General features: G+C 47.6%; 15 protein-coding genes. 13 read left to right on the top strand and 2 right to left on the bottom strand.

Annotated features, from left to right (window positions below; translation table 11 throughout):
• Nucleotides 1-9: 9 nt before the first annotated feature.
• The 10 genes from glyS (at nucleotide 10) to ACZ483_RS04030 (ending at nucleotide 12,624) form a co-directional block, all read left to right on the top strand.
• Nucleotides 10-2,019 carry a glycine--tRNA ligase subunit beta gene (glyS, locus tag ACZ483_RS04075; protein WP_464324898.1) on the top strand — a complete coding sequence of 670 codons (2,010 nt, stop codon included), beginning with the start codon at nucleotides 10-12 and terminating at the stop codon, nucleotides 2,017-2,019.
• The gene (gene ppsA / locus ACZ483_RS04070) at nucleotides 2,016-4,577 is read left to right on the top strand and encodes a pyruvate, water dikinase (protein ID WP_464324897.1); all 2,562 of its coding nucleotides are present in this window, start codon (nucleotides 2,016-2,018) and stop codon (nucleotides 4,575-4,577) included. Before glyS ends, ppsA begins: the two co-directional genes overlap by 4 nt.
• Nucleotides 4,574-5,455 carry a pilus assembly protein PilM gene (locus ACZ483_RS04065; protein WP_464324896.1) on the top strand — a complete coding sequence of 294 codons (882 nt, stop codon included), beginning with the start codon at nucleotides 4,574-4,576 and terminating at the stop codon, nucleotides 5,453-5,455. Before ppsA ends, ACZ483_RS04065 begins: the two co-directional genes overlap by 4 nt.
• A 3-nt stretch (nucleotides 5,456-5,458) precedes the next feature.
• Nucleotides 5,459-5,785, top strand: a complete 327-nt coding sequence (locus tag ACZ483_RS04060) for a hypothetical protein (RefSeq protein ID WP_464324895.1) — start codon at nucleotides 5,459-5,461, stop codon at nucleotides 5,783-5,785.
• Nucleotides 5,786-6,162: 377 nt separating this feature from the next.
• Entirely contained in the window at nucleotides 6,163-6,870 is a 708-nt protein-coding gene (locus ACZ483_RS04055) for a hypothetical protein (protein WP_464324894.1), read from the top strand.
• A complete protein-coding gene (locus tag ACZ483_RS04050; RefSeq protein ID WP_464324893.1) occupies nucleotides 6,833-9,106 on the top strand; it encodes a type II secretion system protein GspD in 2,274 nt (757 codons plus the stop codon). The genes ACZ483_RS04055 and ACZ483_RS04050 overlap by 38 nt, the downstream gene beginning before the upstream one ends.
• A 20-nt stretch (nucleotides 9,107-9,126) precedes the next feature.
• Complete coding sequence (locus tag ACZ483_RS04045; RefSeq protein WP_464324892.1) at nucleotides 9,127-9,615, top strand: GspH/FimT family pseudopilin; 489 nt, start codon at nucleotides 9,127-9,129, stop codon at nucleotides 9,613-9,615.
• Complete coding sequence (locus ACZ483_RS04040) at nucleotides 9,600-9,956, top strand: prepilin-type N-terminal cleavage/methylation domain-containing protein (RefSeq protein WP_464324891.1); 357 nt, start codon at nucleotides 9,600-9,602, stop codon at nucleotides 9,954-9,956. Before ACZ483_RS04045 ends, ACZ483_RS04040 begins: the two co-directional genes overlap by 16 nt.
• A complete protein-coding gene (locus ACZ483_RS04035) occupies nucleotides 9,944-10,903 on the top strand; it encodes a PulJ/GspJ family protein (RefSeq protein ID WP_464324890.1) in 960 nt (319 codons plus the stop codon). The genes ACZ483_RS04040 and ACZ483_RS04035 overlap by 13 nt, the downstream gene beginning before the upstream one ends.
• A gap of 5 nt (nucleotides 10,904-10,908) precedes the next feature.
• Nucleotides 10,909-12,624: a pilus assembly PilX N-terminal domain-containing protein gene (locus ACZ483_RS04030; protein WP_464324889.1), complete on the top strand. Its 1,716-nt coding sequence runs from the start codon at nucleotides 10,909-10,911 to the stop codon at nucleotides 12,622-12,624.
• On the opposite strand, the gene ACZ483_RS04025 is transcribed toward ACZ483_RS04030, so the two are convergent.
• Together ACZ483_RS04025 and ACZ483_RS04020 are read right to left on the bottom strand one after the other, a co-directional pair.
• Nucleotides 12,618-12,974, bottom strand: coding sequence for a prepilin-type N-terminal cleavage/methylation domain-containing protein (locus tag ACZ483_RS04025; protein WP_464324888.1), 357 nt, complete (start codon nucleotides 12,972-12,974; stop codon nucleotides 12,618-12,620). The genes ACZ483_RS04030 and ACZ483_RS04025 overlap by 7 nt on opposite strands.
• A gap of 5 nt (nucleotides 12,975-12,979) precedes the next feature.
• On the bottom strand, nucleotides 12,980-13,339 hold the full coding sequence (locus ACZ483_RS04020; protein WP_464324887.1) for a prepilin-type N-terminal cleavage/methylation domain-containing protein: 360 nt from the start codon (nucleotides 13,337-13,339) through the stop codon (nucleotides 12,980-12,982).
• An 88-nt stretch (nucleotides 13,340-13,427) separates the two neighbouring features.
• Here ACZ483_RS04020 and ACZ483_RS04015 point away from each other — a divergent pair, with 88 nt between their 5' ends.
• From ACZ483_RS04015 to hypF, 3 genes are read left to right on the top strand one after another with little or no spacing between them, the layout of a single operon-like run.
• Nucleotides 13,428-15,701, top strand: a complete 2,274-nt coding sequence (locus ACZ483_RS04015) for a DEAD/DEAH box helicase (RefSeq protein WP_464324886.1) — start codon at nucleotides 13,428-13,430, stop codon at nucleotides 15,699-15,701.
• A 6-nt stretch (nucleotides 15,702-15,707) separates the two neighbouring features.
• A complete protein-coding gene (gene hypA / locus ACZ483_RS04010; protein WP_464324885.1) occupies nucleotides 15,708-16,076 on the top strand; it encodes a hydrogenase maturation nickel metallochaperone HypA in 369 nt (122 codons plus the stop codon).
• Nucleotides 16,051-18,285 carry a carbamoyltransferase HypF gene (gene hypF, locus ACZ483_RS04005; protein ID WP_464324884.1) on the top strand — a complete coding sequence of 745 codons (2,235 nt, stop codon included), beginning with the start codon at nucleotides 16,051-16,053 and terminating at the stop codon, nucleotides 18,283-18,285. Before hypA ends, hypF begins: the two co-directional genes overlap by 26 nt.
• The last annotated feature ends 5 nt before the right edge of the window (nucleotides 18,286-18,290 follow it).

Below are 18,290 nucleotides of genomic sequence, written 5' to 3'. Positions count from 1 at the left end.
ATATTCACGATGAGAGACCTCCTTATAGAGATAGGTACCGAAGAGCTCCCCCCTTCCGTAATAGAGCCTGCTCTCGATTTCATTAAGGAAAAGTTCTCCGAAATTCTAAAGAGGGACGACGTAGAGACCTTCGGAACCCCGAGGAGGCTCGTCTTTTACGTAAAGAACTACGAGGAGAGTAGGGAGGTTAGGGAAGAGATAGTGTTCGGACCTCCCTGGAAGGTGGCCTTCGACGATGAGGGGAAGCCCACCAAAGCCCTCCTTGGTTTCTTGGAGAGGCACGGAGCTAATCCCGAGGACGTTTTCAAGGAGAGAAAAGGAAAAGGTGAGTACGTGGCTTTGAAGCTCGTTCATGAGGAGAAGGGAAGGCTGGAGATCCTGAAGGGATCCTTCGAGGACATACTCCTATCCGTTCCCCTTCCGAAGAGGATGAGGTGGACCTCCTCAAAGAGGATAACCTTCTCAAGACCGGTAAGGTGGATTCTCGCCCTCCACGGCGATGAGGTCTTGGATCTCAAGTTCGGTGATCTCAAAGCTGGTAGGAGAACCCTCGGACACAGGTTTTTGTCAAAGGGCTGGATCGAGGTTCCTAAGGCTGAGAACTACTTCTCCCTGATAGAAGAGAACTTCGTGATCCCCTCGATAGAAAGGAGGAAGGAGGTCATACTCGAGGGGATAGAGAGAGAGGCAAAGAGTTTAGAGTCAAAGCCTGAATATCCTGAGGGACTCTTGGAGGAAGTTACCAACCTCGTCGAGTATCCCTTCGTGATCGTGGGAAGTTTTGAGGAAAAGTACCTCGAGCTTCCCGACATGGTGATAGTAACGGTAGCCGCCCACCATCAGAGGTTCTTCTGCCTATCTAAAGATGGAAGTTTAACGAACCACTTCATAGGAGTGAGCAACAACAAACCGAAGACCGACCTAATAAGGAGAGGCTACGAGAAGGTGCTCAGAGCAAGGCTCGAGGACGCCCTCTTCTTTTACAGGGAGGATCTGAAGAGAAAGCTGGACGATCTTGTCCCAAAGCTCTCGGAGGTTCTGATCCATCCCAAGGTGGGAACGGTCTTGGAGAAGGTTGAAAGACTGAAGAAACTGGTTGATTTGATCTGCGAAAGGGTCGGTTGCTCAAAGGAGCAGAAAGAGAAGGTTTTAAGAGCCGCCCATCTTTCCAAAGCTGACCTCCTGACGGAGATGGTCAAGGAACTGGACGAGCTTCAGGGCTACATGGGATATATCTACGCCTTAAAGCAGGGAGAGGATGAGGAAGTAGCCCTGGCTCTCTACGAGCAGTATAAACCGAAGACCGCGCAGGACGAAACTCCCAGAACTCTGACGGGAGCTGTCCTCTCCCTTGCGGACAAGATAGAAGACCTGCTGAGCTTCTTCAGCGCTGGGGAGATTCCCAAGGGAAGCTCCGATCCTTACGGGCTCAGGAGGGCAGCCTTCGGCATCTTCAGGATATTGGACGAAAGGGGTTGGGACATAAATCTTGAAGACTTCTCCGACCTCTACGGTGGTTTAAAGAACAAGGAGGAGCTCGAGAAGTTCCTGTCCCAGAGGCTCGAGAGCTACCTCGAGAATTACGGCTACGACCTTATCAGGGCGGTCCTTTCCGTCCACTCCCCTCTCAGACCTCTACCGATAATTAGGAAGGTAAAGATGTTAAGCGAACTTAGAAACACCAGGGAGTTTATCGACATCTACGAAGCTTACAGGAGAGTTGTTAAAATATTACCTAAAGGGTGGGAGATAGCAGAAGTGAACGAAGCTCTTTTAAAGGAGCCTCAGGAGAGGGCTCTCTGGGAGAAGGTGAGGGAGTTAGAGGGTAAGGGCGAACCCGAGCTCAAAGATCTTTCCTATCTTAGAAAGCCTATAGACGATCTATTCGACAACGTTCTGATAATGGAAAAAGACGAAAGCATTAGAAGAAACAGACTCGCCCTGCTAAAAAGAACACAGCTTTTATTTAACAGAGTGGCGGACTTCAGTCAGGTTGTAATTCAGGAGGTGGAGTCATGAACAAGGACGCTCTTGTACTCTGGCTCGATGAACTGACCATAGATGATATACCGATAGCTGGGGGAAAGAACGCCTCCCTGGGAGAGATGATAAGGAATCTGAGCCCCCTTGGTATAAACATACCCTACGGCTTCGTTGTAACCTCCACAGCTTATTACAAGTTCTTAGACTACAACAATCTCAGGGATAGGATAAAGGAGATCCTCGAGGGTCTCGATGTGAATGACGTTGTAGATCTATCACGCAGAGGTTATCAGATCAGAGAACTGATCAAAGGTGGGGAATTCCCCCCCGAGCTCGAGGAGCTGATAAAGGAGTACTATCACAAACTCTCCGAAAAGTACGGGACCCACGCGGTCGATGTGGCAGTCAGGTCCTCCGCAACTGCCGAAGATCTCCCCGACGCCTCCTTCGCAGGTCAGCAGGAGACCTACCTCAACGTTGTAGGAGCCGAGAACGTTCTTACTGCCATAAAGAACTGCTTTGCTTCCCTCTTTACCGACAGGGCTATCTCCTATCGGGAGTCTTTCGGGTTCGATCACTTCAACGTGGGGATAGCGGTCGGTGTTCAGAAGATGGTTCGCTCGGACCTCGGAGCCTCAGGGGTGATGTTCACCCTCGACACAGAAACGGGTTTTAAAGACGTGGTTGTGATAAACGCGATTTACGGGCTCGGGGAGCTCATAGTTCAGGGGATGGTCACCCCAGACGAGTACATGGTTTTCAAGCCTACCTTTCAGCAGGGATACTCGGCGATAATCGAGAAGAAGCTTGGCAAGAAAGATAGAAAGATGGTTTACGGAGCTGGGGAGGAGAGGACGAAGATAGTGAACGTTCCCGTCGCGGATCAGAAGAAGTTCGCCTTAGAGGACGACGAGATCCTGAAGCTCGCCGAGTGGGGGATCCTTATAGAAAAGCACTACTCTGAAAAAAAGGGTAGATGGACCCCTATGGACATAGAGTGGGCAAAGGACGGGCTTTTGAACGAGCTCTTCATAGTTCAGGCGAGACCTGAAACCGTTCATTCGAGAAGGGAAAAGAACGTTATAAAGGTTTACAGGATCCTGGAGCAGGAGCACGAGAGGGAGAAGAAGAGGATCGTCAGGGGAATAGCGGTCGGGGATAAGATCGCCGTAGGCAAGGTTAGGGTCCTCTTCGATCTGAAGGACGCTGAGAAGTTTCAAGAAGGAGAGATCCTCGTTACGGACATAACCGATCCCGACTGGGAGCCCATAATGAAGAAGGCGGCAGCTATAGTTACCAACAGGGGAGGAAGGACAGCTCACGCCGCCATAGTCGCGAGGGAGCTCGGTATACCTGCGGTAGTCGGAACCGGAAACGCCACCGAGATACTGCAGGACGGTATGGAAATTACTGTATCCTGTGCCGAGGGAGAGACGGGCTACGTTTACGAAGGAAAGCTGAAGTTTGAGGTTGAGGAGATAGACATAGAGAAGCTCCCAAGACCGAAGACGAAGATAATGATGAACGTGGGAAATCCAGAAGCCGCCTTCAGGCACGCCTCCATACCCAACGATGGAGTAGGTCTGGCGAGGGAGGAGTTCATCATAGCTAATTACATCAAGATTCACCCCTTAGCCCTTATTCACTACGAAGATATTAAGGAGTTATATAACAGGCTCGATTCCCTCGGTCTCGTAGATGACAGAGGTTACGTCACCTTTAGAGCAATTTACGCTCATGCCAACGGATCCCTCAAAGAGAAGCTTGCAAAGGGCAAAGAGAAGAGGAGCATAAACCTGAAGAGACTTATAGATGATATAGATAAGTACACCTTCGGTTACGACGATAAGAGAACCTACTACATAAAGAAGCTCTCCTACGGGATAGCCAAGATATCCGCCGCCTTCTATCCCAACCCCGTTATAGTCAGATTCTCCGACTTTAAGTCAAACGAGTACGCGAACCTAATCGGTGGACAGCTCTTCGAGCCGGAGGAAGAGAACCCCATGATAGGCTGGAGGGGTGCCTCGAGATACTACTCCCCTGTCTTCAAGGAAGCTTTCGGGATGGAGTGCAAGGCTATCCTTAGAGTGAGGAACAAGATGGGACTCACAAACACGAAGGTCATGGTCCCCTTCTGTAGAACCCCGGAGGAGGGTGAGAAAGTTCTAAGGGTTATGGAGGAGTTTGATCTCAAAAAGGGAGAGAATGGACTCGAGGTTTACGTTATGGCTGAGCTCCCCAGCAACGTCGTTCTCGCCGACGTCTTTTCCGAAATCTTTGACGGCTTCTCCATAGGTTCTAACGATTTGACCCAGCTAACCCTCGGTATAGACAGAGACTCGGAGCTCGTCGCCCATCTCTACGATGAGAGGAACGAGGCAGTGAAGAGGCTTATAGCTCAGCTTATAGCTACCGCAAAGGAAAAGGGAAGAAAGGTGGGTATATGCGGACAGGCTCCTTCCGACTTCCCGGACTTCGCCCAGTTTCTTGTGGAGCAGGGGATAGACAGTATATCTCTCAATCCTGATTCCGTTCTTAAAACCCTTCTTGCAGTGACCGAAATGGAGAAAAAGATGGGGGTAGGTACATGAAGTTAGCTGTCCAGATGCCGAGCTTGGGGAGGCTATTCAAAAAAACAAAGACGGGCGTCTCGGTTTACCTTACCGATAAGGTTCTTAGGGTGCTCGAGCTGGACCAGAATAAAACGCCTACTTTCGAACCTGTGGAGGTGCTTTGGGAGCACGAGAGTGAGGAAGAAAAGAGAAAGATCCTGAACAGCATCGTAGAATCCAACGGACTTAGAGGGAAAGATGTTGTTTCTTGTATAACGGTGGATGAAGGTATACTCAAGTTCCAGAAGTTTCCTGTTGCTATGTCTAAAAAGGACCTCATGGAAGCGATAAGCTGGTATATAAGATCGGAAACGCAACAGATAAAGGAAGAGACTATATACGACTACTACTTCCTTGAGAAAGAGCCCGACGATAAGTACATAAGGGTTGTTGTAACTATAGCCAGGAAGAGCTCTGTGGACAGGATCAGGGAGACCCTAAGGAAAGCGGGGCTTAACCCTAAGGTTATAGACTACGAGATAGTTGCAATCATTAATTACGGGCTGTCCAACAGGCTCCCTCCGCCGTTTTCGATCCTGTACGTAGATTACCACGAGAGCGTTTTAACTTACTACGATAAAAACGCCATCTCTTACAACAAGATCGACTTTAACTATAAGTACTTTAAGGACACAAAGGACCCCGCCCTCTTGGATACCTTCCTGATAGAGGTAAGAAACCTGTTGGTAATAAACGAGATATCCAACGTTTACCTCGCGGGTTCGGTTATATCCGATGAAAGCACGCTTGAGAACATAATGATGAATCTACCTGTACTGGGCATTCTCGACCTCGAGGAAGTACCTCCAGCTTTCTTCATACCCTACGTATTATCTCTAAGGGGATTGGAGGAGTGAGGGATGATAAGGATAAACCTGTTAAAGAAGGAAAGGAAAAGCGTACTCGAGGGTCTTAAAGGTCTGGCGGGTGGTCTTTCTGGAGCCAGACTATCCAAAGAACAGTTGCTTAATACAACTCCTTTATTTGCCGGTGCCATCGGTGCAGTATTAATAGGAGCGCAGGTCTATTACATGTTTCAGCTGAAAAGCGATGTGGCTTCCTTAAAGGAAGAGGTATCCAGCTTGGAGACTCAAAGAAATAAGCTTAAAAAACAGGCTATGGAACTTGAGACCAAGAGAAAACAGCTTGAAAGCAAAATAAAACAGATAAAAACTGAGATCGCTTAGTTAGACAAGGTTTACGATGTTCTAAACACCATGAAAGCGTATCCTCGCTTATTTTCTGAGCCTTTAGAGTTTGCTTTTAAAAAACTCCCTGAGGAGGTGTGGCTAAATTCCTATTCTCAAAGCTTGGATTATTCTCAATTAAAGCTAAGGATAAGCTTAACCTCTTACGATTACGATAAGATCAGCTCGGTTATATCCAGTCTTACCAACACGTACAGCATAAACCTGAGAGCTGATCAAGGTGAACCCAATAGAATCGTAAGAAATAGGGAAAAGAACATGCCCGTTGTCTTTAAAGAGAAGACCAACAGGTTCGGGATTCCTCTATACTACGCGGAACTTTCCCTCGTAAGGAAACTTATAAGGGGAGGAGTTTGATGTTAGGCGAGCTAAAGGAGCAGTGGGATGCAGCTCCACTGTGGCAACGCATCTTAATAGCCCTTATCTTACCTGCTGTTGTCGCTGCATCTTTATGGTTCTACGGCATACAACCCCTATTAAATGAAAAAGCAGATTTAGAGAACAAAAAACAAAACCTATCCTTTGAAATAAACAAATACACCGCTCTTATAAGGGGTAACGTTATAGCCAAGCTTGAAAAAAAGGTGCAAGAACTGGAAGTCGAAAAGCAACGTAAAGAGGAAGAGATGTTCAAAAAGCTGGGCTTCGTTCCCTCTAAGGTGGACGATATTTTAGACTATATAGGAAAGCTGTCTTTCAAAAATGATATCGTTATTCTTTCCGTTGGCGTTGGTTCCATCAACGACAGGAGATTGATGGTAATCAAGGAGGGGGAACGCTTCATATTAAAGGAAGTGGTCGAAGAGCCTTCGGACAAAAATAGGTCGGGAAGTAAGAGGACTAAAGCGAAAGAGAAGAAGCAACCTAAGGTTAAAGAGGATTATGTTACATTAAAAACTTTAACTTTAGAGATAGATATAGAGGGGTCGGCAAAGGATATATATAGATTCGTTTCTGACCTGGACAGGCTTATATATATGCCCAAAAAACTGGAGCTAAGACCTCGACAAAAAGGAGGGAAGACTCATGGTAAGCTTACTATCGAAGTTGTTTTTAGGGGCTAACTTGCGGTTTTTTATAGCTCTGCTGGTAGTTGTATGGACTTCGCCCCTTTCATCGACCGAGATAAAGGATCCGTTTTCCAAACGTGGCGAGGCTGTGGGCTACATAGTGACACAGGAAGGCGATCAGATAATCAGGTACATGGTTTCTGTTCCCATACCGAGCGTTGAAGAGGAACGGCCGCGGCGGGGAAGGGAGGAGCTACCTCTTAACGTTAACCTCCATAAGGAGGTTGTTGGGAAGGCTAAAACCTACGAGAAGGAGATAAACATTCTGGAAATGAAGTTCCAAAACGTACCCTTAGAAATTGTATTGAAGGCTATAGCCGACGTCGCTGATGTAAATCTGATCTTTGATCCGGTTGTAAAGATGCGTCTAACATCTACGCAAAGGGATATAACAAAGAGATTCGGACAGGAAGAGTTTGCACAGGAGAGAGTTCAAGATAAGGGTATTCTTGAGCAGCCGGTTAACTTTTTTATAAACAAACCGATAAAACTTTTAGAAGCTTTCAATATAATTTTGAAAGAGTATGATCTTATAGCTGTCCCCCTTGCAGGGAACACCTACTCTATATCCAAGGCAGTTGAGTATAAACTCGATATCAAAGGTATATCGGGTGATAACCTCGAAAGGCTGATAAAGCTTATAGAATCCCGTGTAAGCCCGGCGGCTGAGGTTGTAATAGACAAGAGTCTGCAGATTATGTACATAAGAGATACGATCGACAATCTGTACAAGTTTAAAGATCTGGATGAAAACCTTGAGGTGTTCATGAGCGTTGAAGAGGAAAAGCCCGAGATCGAGACAAAGGTATTTTATCTTCAGCCAAATTATGGATTTGAGGACGTTAAAGGAGCTATTCAGGGAACGAAGTACGAGAGTATGTCCTTCAGCAAGGAGTTCAACGCTTTAATAATTAGCGCCTATCCGAAGGACCTTCAGGATATAGAGAACAGACTCAGACCGTTCTTAAAGTCGACTTCCTCTGAGAGGTTGATCGTTACTAAAACCTTTTATCTAAAGTTCATATCTGCGGAAGCATTTAGAAGATTGGTTCAGCCCCTTCTTTCGGAAGTTGGGGAAGTGTATGTACTTGGAAGTGGTATAACACCAACCACAGCGGAAGAGAAGGAGCTCCGGAAGGTAGAAGCCCAGATAAAGGACGTTATGGAAAGGCTGTTTGCAACTAACGATACGAGACTTCAGCAGGCACTTCGTCAAGAGTTACAACAGCTTAGGCAGAGATATAATGAACTGGAAAACAGGATACTTCAGGCAAAGCGGGAGAGGGATACGAGGGTGAGAATTTCTGGATATCCCGGTCTCTCTGAGAACCTGGACGCTACCGGGCCACTCTTTGGAAAGGAGAAGGGAGCCACCACGTTGCTCGCCAACGCCGTTGTGATAAGGGACTACATTAACGTCATTGAAACTATAAAGGAAAAGTACAGGGACGTTATATCCGAAGAGCCTATACAGATAAAAATAGAAGCAAGGATAGTGGAGATCGACGAAGAATCCTTAAAGGAGTTAGGGGTAAACTGGAGTGCCCTGCTGTCCTCTACTAAGGTTCCCAGTGCGTGGAACTCCTCGGTAGGTATAAATCCAGACGTAAGCGGTCCAACACCAACGCCAAGGCTCTTAGGAGATCCCTTTACGGGCGGCATACTAACCTTCGTTTACCAGAGAGGAATTCTCAACGCTCTGAACCTACGTATATCGGCTTTCGAGCGCTTGAGGAAAGCTAAAAGCTTAGCTCGCCCCACCCTTATAACCCTCAACGGTGAGCCGGCGGTTATTCAGAGTGCTATAGAATTCCCTATAACCACCATAAGTGCTACCCAGACTGCATTGACCGTCTCCGCCCAGTACAGTTCCATACCTCTTATTTTGTCAGTAGTACCAGTCCTCACACCTGATAAGAAAATAATGCTGGATATAACTATAACCAAGAAGGATATTATAGATACCAAAAGTTACACCGTTGCGGAAGGTCTTTCTCAGGAATTTCCAGTGTACGCGGATAAAAGGATAGATACAAAGGTTGTTGTAGGTGATGGAGATACGGTTGTAATAGGAGGTATACTCGGGGAATCAAGAAACGAAACCAACTCTGGAGTGCCTAAGCTGCAAAGAATACCCCTGTTGGGATGGTTGTTTAAGGAGTACAGCGAACAGAACAGCAGAAAAGAGTTGCTTATCTTCATAACGCCGACAGTATTGTATGACATGTGAGGTGTTAGGGGCTATATTTAATGATGGCGGGTAGGGACATGGTTAATAAGAAAGGGTTTACTGTTGTTGAACTTCTTGTAGTTTTGGCAATAATTAGCATATTTGCCCTTGTGGCTACCGCCGATATAGCAAGATTTTACAGGATATACAAGTACTATGACTACGCTTTCTCCGTGGAAAGTCTCGTCAGGTTTGCCAGAATGACGGCTATGGAACGTTCTATTAACGTGGGAGTATGTGTCGACGATGATAAGAACCTATCCATTCGAAACTTAGGCACCCGGAGAACTGCCGACGCGTGTAACGGAACCGTAATGAGGAGTATAAGAATACCTCAGGAAGAAGGCTTTTCCTTCTCAGGGAGTAACTTTTCTTTTGATCCGAGGGGATTTGCTCTATCCAGTGGAAACGTGTGTTTTACCGATGGCAATAAATACAAAAAGATATGCGTTAGCAGATTCGGTGCTATTAGGATTGAGGAGGGGCACGGAGAATGTGGACCTTGTTGAAGGGGGAGAAGGGGCTTTCGATTGTGGAGTCCTTGGTAACTGTATTCATAACCTTTATAGTGGCTCTGTTCGTTGCAGGGATGATAACGTCCTTTGGACTACACACCAAAACCGATAAAGCTCTCCTCTGCTTGGAACAGGCACTGGAAACCGCCCTTCAAGCCAAGAAAGCTAATCCTACCATAGACAGTTACACGGTTAATTGTGGAAGCTGGACCATAAATGTAAGCGTAAGCGGTTCTCCTCCAACCACGCCTCCTCCTTACTGTGCTCAGATTACAGCTCAAGCCTCCTTAGAGGGTAAAAGTATGACGATGGTGGATATGGCATGCAACTTTTAAAGAGATATAACAAAGGTTTAACACTTGTCGAGTTACTGGTAGCGATAATAATAAGCACTATTATACTTGGTGCGCTGTACTCGTTGTTTTTTTCGGGAGAAAGAGCCGTAAGAAATATCAAAGAGATAACCGATGTTAAGGAAATAGCCAAATTAGGGCTGGCTCAGCTCGAGTGGATCTTCGACAGATGGGGCACCTCCGTGGTTATGTGTCAGGATCCTATCACAACTAACCAGTGCACTGCGGTAGTTGATTGCAGGGACGCTTCAGGCAATTTTCCTTATCCGCCTCCGAGCTCTTTATGTATAACCGTAATTGACGATGATCCCTGTGATAGAGTAACTTTCTACGGCAATCTTTACGGCAACGGATTCGTTGCCCTCGTGAGGGGTCCAGACACTGTGGAGGTTGTCAGCTGCAGGTTAAGATCTACGGACAGACATAACTGTTATCACATTAAGAGGGGAGGTCTTACCTTCAGGGATGTGGGTACGGGTGCTCCTATAGCATTTTCCATAAACGGTCTGAGCGATGAAAATTTGGATTGCTTAGATCCAAACGTAACACCTAACGCTACTATGAGCAGGGAGGTGATTGCCAGAAACGGTAATTTTATAGATCCGGTTACGGGAGATACAACCAACAGACTTACCTTAGAGGGCGGGGATCTATTAGTAAGGGTGCCTCACAGGATAACGCTGTTTTGCCAGCCTAATCCTCAGGACAACAATTCTCTTTGGCTTTATATGCGAACAGAGGATCTTGCGTATGAGCTTGGATGTCGTGATGACGATACGGAAGACGTTCAGCCCCTTTTTCCTGTTGAAAGCATGGGTGCGTCCATTCAGGGGAACGGTATTCTTCTGGATATAGTTTTCAGAAATAACAGACCTCCTGGCGATCCCAATTACAGGACTTTTAGGGTTCAGAGGATGTTTGGGAGGTGATAGCTATGAACGGTTTCTCCCTTATATCTACTTTGGTTATTTCTCTGGTTCTGTCTGTTCTTGGCGGAGCAGCAATGTACACCTCCATGGTAAGTTACCATACTACGAGGGCGGATATAAGATACAGTCATGCCAGTAAAGCTGCCGAGATCGGGCTACTAACGGCGGTGGATAGCATAGCTCAAAGGGGCTCTTGCGATGTGCGGGAAACTTACAACGGAACGGCAGGAAATGCCAATTACTCCGTGACCGTAGTAAGGCAAGGTAGGATCTGTTTTATAAGATCGGAAGGCACTATGGGTCCCGCCCGTGTTGTAAAAACGGCGATAATACAAAGCTACTACGGTGTAGGTCTGTATACGGTTAGAGGAAGTGTGGACGCTGAACTCGGTGGATCTGCCAGACTTTCGGGATGCGACACCACTACCAGACCGACCTGTTTTGTTCCCGCCTTTATAGCATCCGGTAACGTAGTAACTACCGTTCCAGAGGAGTCATGTGATGCCGATGATGGATTTAGCAGTGGACTGTATGGAGACCCAGCCGTTTTATCCTCGGTCAGGTTCACCGATCTTATCCCTCTGTTCTTTAACGTGAACTGCTTTAACACCGTAACGGACCCTCAGTGCGATGTAGGTTTGCTACAGATTATAGAAAGAGAGTACGGAGTGAACCCCACCAATAACAATCAGGACTTTACCTTCGATGCTAACGGTATACCTGTAGTGAACATACCTAATCCTAACATACCTCCATCTTGCAGTGTGAACGGGAGCGGTGCTACGGTAAATCTTTCAACCGACTACCTTGATTGTTCTGATATACAGGTAAATGGAGAGGATGTTGTAATAACCGGTAATAGGTCAGGCTTACCCGTGAATATATACTTTAACGGGGCGAGGATATATATGGGAAACGTTTCCAACTTCAATCTTTATTACAACAATCCTAACTCCGTGAGGGGTGTATATCTCTACGGATCCCTTCGCGACTTTCGCATAGTATCAAGGGGTTACGTAAAAACCGTGAATTCAACCTCTTACACCACCATAGACAATGGAACGATAATTATAGGACCTTCTAATGCGGCGAACATAGACAATCCAAGCTCGAGGCATAGGCTTCTTCTGAGAGATAACGTTTACATTGAAAACTCTGTGATAATAGCCAAAGGTGTATGGACAAACACAGATGGGGATGGTTATGGAAGGTACTACCTGCTCGACAGTCTCATGTACGTGTACGCATACGCCTGTCCGAGCTGTTCGAGAGACTCCGATACTTCCTCCCTTGATGCGTGCTACTATATAGACACCGGGTACTGCGGCGTATACTCCTATTATAGCTACTTCAATGCGGGAAGGGATAGCGATGGTAGCGCCCGTCCTTCTTTAATAATTTCTAACAACTCTACCCTACATTTCAGATACACGCGAGGAACGGCATATATATGGGGTGCCTTTGTTGGACAGGATATAACTTACTTGCTCTGGACCGGGTGGAGTCCGAATCAGAGCTTTAGAGGATTTCTTGTTAGAAACTTCCCTCAGAATAGGACTATAAGGATAAGGATCACAAGCTCTAACTTCAGGCTTGATTTCAGAAAAGATATTATTGATTCGTTGAGTGAGAGGTTCTGGTTCTTCCGCCGTGTATGGTGCATACAGGACCCACTGCTTCCTTTTCCTCAGATGGTTCAAACGAGATTGACAGCTTACTGATCTATGGAGCAGGTAATGCTGTTGTTTGCCGATTCACAGGTTGCACTATAACCCTCGTAAGTGCATGTACATGACCCTGTCGAATTCAACGTGCAGTTAGAGGGTACCTGTATCTCAGAGAGGTTAAGAGTAGGATTCTGTGCTATCTGTGCTGCCACATTGGCAATACACGACCTTGCATCGGCCAAGGCCTTGCCTCGCTTGGCATTATCCACATACCTGTAGTAGGGGACTATAGCAATTATGGCTAACACGACAATTATGGCTATAGTTACCAGAACCTCTATGAGCGTGAAACCTTTGGAATAGAGGGGGGCAGTGTGCCCCCCAGCAGGATACTTTGGAGCCACGTCTATTAGCCTTCAGTACACGTTACCGCTCCGGTTGCGTCAACTGTACACGTTGCAGAAAAGTTGTTAACCGTACACTGACATTCTTGTGCGCTGTTAACAGTACATCCAGATGGGACCGAGGCTTGCGTCGGATCGTTACTCGGGTCTTCAGCTAAGTATGCTGCTACGGCTGTTAAACACTGTCTTGCATTCGCGACAGCTGCTTTCCTGTAAGCGTTTTCCCGATACTGGTTGTAGGCTGGGATAGCTATAGCTGCCAAGATGGCTATGATGGCTATGACGACGAGTAGCTCGATCAGGGTAAAACCCTTCTGCCGATTGAGCCTTCTGCTCTCTGAGAGAGCTAAGTACAGGTCTCTCATGATAGACACCTCCCACTTAGTTTTTGCCCCGCGGGGCTATCTAAAATTTAATACCTGTAAAAGATTTTTACAATAGTTTTGAGATGAAATGAAACATTACATAGTGCTCCCAACTTCGAGCTTCGATTTAAAAGACGTAAGTGGTAAGCTCGTGTATAAAACACCAGCGGGCAGACCGAAGAAAGAGGATCTGGTAGAAGGCTCTATTATCGGTGAAAGGGTTTCTTACCCGTTGCTTAATCCACTACAAACTCTGTTCTTTAGAAAATACAAAAAGGGAAACGCTCTCGTTACCGCTCCTACCTCGGCGGGGAAGAGCCTCATAGCCTTTATGTTTATGAAGGACAAGAAGGGAAGGAAGATATACACCGCTCCCACAAAAGCCCTCGTTTACGAGAAGGTGATCGAGCTGAGGAAACTGTTTGGTAGGAAGATAGATGTCAGAACGGGCGACATAATCGAGCTTTACAAAGGTGTTCAGTCAGACGTGGTGGTGGCGACCTACGAAAACCTCGCCTTGGCTCTAAGAAACAAGCTTCCGTGGGCTACAGAGGCTGAGTGCGTGGTCATAGACGAGATACACCATCTTATGAGTTCAAGAGGCTGGGTCCTCGAGGAGATAATAACCTACCTTCTCGAGAGCGGGACGGAGATGCTTGGTCTTTCAGCAACTTTACCGGGTAGCGTAGAGCTCGCCAAGTGGATAAAGGCGGATCTCTTTATAGAGTCCCTGTGGAGACCGGTTCCCCTCGAGCGGAAGATAATTCCTCTGACCGAGTTCAGGGAATTCGTCAAGGCTAAGGATCAGGACGAGAGGCTCGCGGCAAAGCTCCTGAGCGCCCTATATGAGCTTAAGAAGCCGGACGATCAGGTCATACTCTTCGTTCACAAGAAGAACGTGGGATGGAAGATCTTAGAGATAGCGAACTTGGAGAAGATAGGGATAATGAACGAGACAACACCCTTCGAGAAAGAGGAGCGGGAGGAGGTTGAGATCGCCTTCCACAACGCCGACATACCCAAGGAAGAAAGAGAAGATATAGAGAAAGCCTTCAGAGAAGGGAAACTCCCCGCCCTCGTTGCGACCCACACCTTAGCCTACGGTGTGAACCTTCCCGCGGACGTGGTAATGATAGGTGTCAGAGCTTTCTACGACAGAAGGGAAGGAAAGGTTAAGGTCTTCCCCTCACAGCTCGATATACTCCAGATGGAGGGTAGAGCGGGAAGACTTGGTATAAAGGATAAGGGCTACTCCTATATACTTCCCTACGGTGCAAGGACCAGAACCGTTGAGGAGGAGATAAAGAAGAGTCTCGAGGGTGAGTTCGCTCCCTACCTTAAGGAGAGAATCAGGGAAGGGGAACTCAGCGAGGAATTGGAGAAGATCCTCAGCCTCTTCATACTTATCGGATTTCTCTATGAAGGGAAGAACTTTCGCAGATTTCTAAAAAGAACCTTTTCCCTTAAAGAGTTTTCCAGCGATCCAGTAATAGAGGACGTCTACGAGTGGCTCGAAGATACGGGATACATAGAGAAGAACAGGCTGAGCGATAAGGCGCTCTTCTGCATACGCTCGGGGATGTCGCCTATAAATTACGAAGAGTTCTTAAGGAGAAAACTCCTCGGACTTGAGAAAGTGGTTGTGATAAGACCGTTGCTGTTCGTAAAGAGGTTCGACGGGCTCTTCGAGTTCGTAAAGAGAGGAGAGAGTTTTCCCGAGGACGAGTTCTACATCAGGAGCAAGCTCGCCACCTGCGGAGGTGAATGCTTTTCCGACAACACCCACCAGTTCCTCTTCTATATAGAAGGTTTGACCTTCAAGTATCCAAACCTCCAGAACCCTCCAGGGGAGTTTTCCTACTTAGGAACCGATGCTCTGCATCTGATAAGGATCCTCCTCGATATAAGGAGCTTCGGAGACATAAGCTGGAGTAACGAGGAGATACTGAGGATAGCTCACTCGGTCAAGTACGGTCTTACTGAGGAGTTTTCAGCCCTCGGGGGAATAAAGGGGATAGGTCACATAAGGGCGAACCTCCTCAAGAGGCTTTTGCATGAGGAGGGTCTAAAACCGCCAGGGCTCGGGGGGAGAACGGAGGGGTTCCTGAGCTATCTGAGGGAAAGTATAGGGGATCTTAAGGAAAGGTTGAGAGATATCCTCGTGAGGGACAGGTACGGAAAGGCGGATCGGAGGGTTGAGAGGGAGATCACTCATGTAGTCAGGAGGCTCGAGGGAAACAGAGGGGGGTATCTCATGGACGAGAGGATACTTCGAACCTTCGGTATGTTCCTGATAGGTCCTGAAGCCATAAGGATGAGAAAGGGGGATCTGATAAGGAGATGCCTCGAGGAATATAATTAAAGTTGTATGCACGAGTTTTCAGTCGTCCAAAGCCTTCTCGCTCTGATCGAGGACTACGCAAAGGAGAACTCGGCGAGCTCTGTCACCAGGGTGATTGTCCGAATAGGTGTTCTTTCCGGTATAGAGCCGCACCTTCTAAGGTTAGCCTTCGACACCTTCAAGGAAGGGACGGTGGCTCATGAAGCTGAGCTGGTTATGAGTGTAGAGAAGCTCAGGATAAGATGTCTCGACTGCGGAGGTGAAAGCGAAAAGGAAGAGATCAACGCTATCTGCTCAATCTGTGGCTCTTTGAATACAGAAATAACAGGTGGTCAGGATATGCTCCTCGAGAGCTTAGAGATGGAATGTGATGAAGAAACTCAGAATAAGGCTTAACGGCACCGTTCAAGGAGTCGGCTTCCGACCCTTCGTCTACAGGATAGCTAAGGAGCTCGGACTAAAAGGCTACGTCCTGAACGACTCCTTCGGTGTTGAGATAGAGGTGGAGGGAAAGAAGGAGCTCCTCGATACTTTTTTGAAAAGACTCAACGAGGAAAAGCCGCCTCTGGCAAGGATATACTCTCAGGAGATCGAGTTCACGGAGCCTGCCGGCTATACGGATTTTGAGATCAGGGAGAGCAAAGGAGAGGGAAAGAAGGAGGTCCTTATCCTTCCCGACATAGCTACCTGCGAAGATTGCCTGAAAGAACTCTTCGATCCTAAAGATAGGCGCTACCTTTACCCCTTCATAAACTGTACCAACTGCGGACCGAGGTTCACGATAATAGAGAGACTCCCCTACGACAGACCTAACACCACCATGAAGGTCTTTGAGATGTGTCCTGATTGCAGGAGGGAGTACGAAGATCCTCTGAACAGGAGATTCCACGCCCAGCCCAACGCCTGCCCTGTCTGCGGTCCCTGGGTGAGCCTCTACGAAGGGAACGGGAACCTGATAGCGGAGAGGGAGAAAGCTGTAGAGCTACTTCTGGAAGCCATAAGGGAGGGGAAGATAGTCGCCGTGAAAGGTGTGGGAGGGTTTCACCTTATATGCGATGCCCGAAAGGAAGGAAGTGTGAGGACGCTTAGGGAGAGGAAGAGAAGACAGGAAAAGCCCTTTGCGGTTATGTTCAGGGATTTAAAGCAGGTTGAGGAGTATGCGGAGCCGACCGAGCTCGAAAAGGGGCTCCTCCTCTCTCCCGAAAGACCGATAGTCCTGATAAGGAGGAGAAAGGATCTGGCTCCCTCGGTAGCTCCGGGGCTCGAAAGGATAGGAGCGTTCCTCCCTTACTCTCCTCTACACCACATAATCCTCAGAGAGCTCGACTTTCCCGTTGTGGCGACCTCCGGGAACCTCTCGGACGAGCCCATAGTAAAGGACAACGATGAGGCTCTTGAGAAGCTTTCCGAATTTGCTGATCTCATACTCCTGCACAACAGGGAGATAAGGAGGAGGTGCGACGACTCGGTGGTAAAGGTTATAGGCGGTGTTCCAACACCGATAAGAAGGTCGAGGGGCTACTCTCCTTTGCCTGTCAGACTTCCCTTCAGATTACCCAAAAGAGTCTTGGCGGTCGGGGGAATGCTCAAGAACACCTTCGCCCTCGGAATGGAAGACAGGGCGATCCTGAGCCAGCACGTAGGGGACGTGGAGAACCTCACGACCTTAGAAGCTTTCGAGGAGGCGGTCTTTGACCTCATGGAGCTTTACGAGTTTGAGCCAGAGGTTATAGTCTGCGACCTCCATCCGAGGTATGAAACTACAAGGTGGGCTGAGGAGTTTTCCCAGAGGAATGGGATACCCCTTCTCAAGATCCAGCACCACTATGCCCATATACTCTCCTGTATGGCCGAGAACGGGATAGAGGGTAAGGTTCTTGGTATAGCGTGGGACGGGACGGGATACGGAGAGGATGGAACGCTGTGGGGAGGCGAGTTCCTTGTCTGCGATTACGAAGGTTACGAAAGGGCTTTCTACTTCAGACCTTTCAGACTCATAGGCGGGGAGAAGGCTGTAAAGGAACCAAGGAGAGTAGCGCTCTCGATATTTTTTGAACTTTTCGGAAAGGGGGGTATAGATATAGCACTGGAAAAAATAGGAGACTTTTCGGAAAGAGAGGTTCTCAACCTCTACAGGATGTGGGAAAGGGGTATAAACTCGCCTTACTCCTCTTCGGTAGGAAGGCTCTTCGACGGCGTTGCCTCTCTCCTTGGTATAAGGCAGGTTCTGAGCTACGAGGGTCAGGCTGCGATGATGATCGAAGACCTTTACGATCCGGGGATTAAGGATAGCTTCCCCTACGAGATCGAAGGGGATCAGATCAATTGGGCTCCTATGTTCTTCTCCCTACTTGAGGAGAGAGACAGGAGAATTGCTGCCTCTAAGTTCATAAACACCTTAGCCCAGATAGCTCTGGACGTGGCTCACGAAGTGGGAGAGGAAAGGGTCTGTCTTTCGGGAGGGGTCATGCAGAACGATCCCCTCGTTTTTAGGATAAAGGAACTCTTGGAGAAAAGTGGTTTTAAGGTCTACACTCACCAGAGGGTTCCTCCTAACGATGGGGGGATAAGTTTGGGGCAGCTCCTTTGCCCGTTAAGAGAGTAAGGCTT

It is taken from the genome of Hydrogenivirga okinawensis (assembly GCF_055385515.1).
The sequence above is the reverse complement of the archived record's forward strand: the minus strand, read 5'-3'. Positions and strand labels throughout refer to the sequence as shown.

Bases quoted from the DNA above. Each gene is read 5' to 3' on its own strand.
- ACZ483_RS04060 (WP_464324895.1), top strand. From the start codon at position 5,459: ATGATAAGGATAAACCTGTTAAAGAAGGAAAGGAAAAGCGTACTCGAG.
- ACZ483_RS04045 (WP_464324892.1), top strand. From the start codon at position 9,127: ATGATGGCGGGTAGGGACATGGTTAATAAGAAAGGGTTTACTGTTGTT.
- ACZ483_RS04040 (WP_464324891.1), top strand. From the start codon at position 9,600: ATGTGGACCTTGTTGAAGGGGGAGAAGGGGCTTTCGATTGTGGAGTCC.
- ACZ483_RS04035 (WP_464324890.1), top strand. From the start codon at position 9,944: ATGCAACTTTTAAAGAGATATAACAAAGGTTTAACACTTGTCGAGTTA.
- ACZ483_RS04015 (WP_464324886.1), top strand. From the start codon at position 13,428: ATGAAACATTACATAGTGCTCCCAACTTCGAGCTTCGATTTAAAAGAC.
- glyS (WP_464324898.1), top strand. From the start codon at position 10: ATGAGAGACCTCCTTATAGAGATAGGTACCGAAGAGCTCCCCCCTTCC.
- hypA (WP_464324885.1), top strand. From the start codon at position 15,708: ATGCACGAGTTTTCAGTCGTCCAAAGCCTTCTCGCTCTGATCGAGGAC.
- ACZ483_RS04065 (WP_464324896.1), top strand. From the start codon at position 4,574: ATGAAGTTAGCTGTCCAGATGCCGAGCTTGGGGAGGCTATTCAAAAAA.
- ACZ483_RS04030 (WP_464324889.1), top strand. From the start codon at position 10,909: ATGAACGGTTTCTCCCTTATATCTACTTTGGTTATTTCTCTGGTTCTG.
- ACZ483_RS04020 (WP_464324887.1), bottom strand. From the start codon at position 13,339: ATGAGAGACCTGTACTTAGCTCTCTCAGAGAGCAGAAGGCTCAATCGG.
- ACZ483_RS04050 (WP_464324893.1), top strand. From the start codon at position 6,833: ATGGTAAGCTTACTATCGAAGTTGTTTTTAGGGGCTAACTTGCGGTTT.
- ACZ483_RS04055 (WP_464324894.1), top strand. From the start codon at position 6,163: ATGTTAGGCGAGCTAAAGGAGCAGTGGGATGCAGCTCCACTGTGGCAA.
- ppsA (WP_464324897.1), top strand. From the start codon at position 2,016: ATGAACAAGGACGCTCTTGTACTCTGGCTCGATGAACTGACCATAGAT.
- hypF (WP_464324884.1), top strand. From the start codon at position 16,051: ATGAAGAAACTCAGAATAAGGCTTAACGGCACCGTTCAAGGAGTCGGC.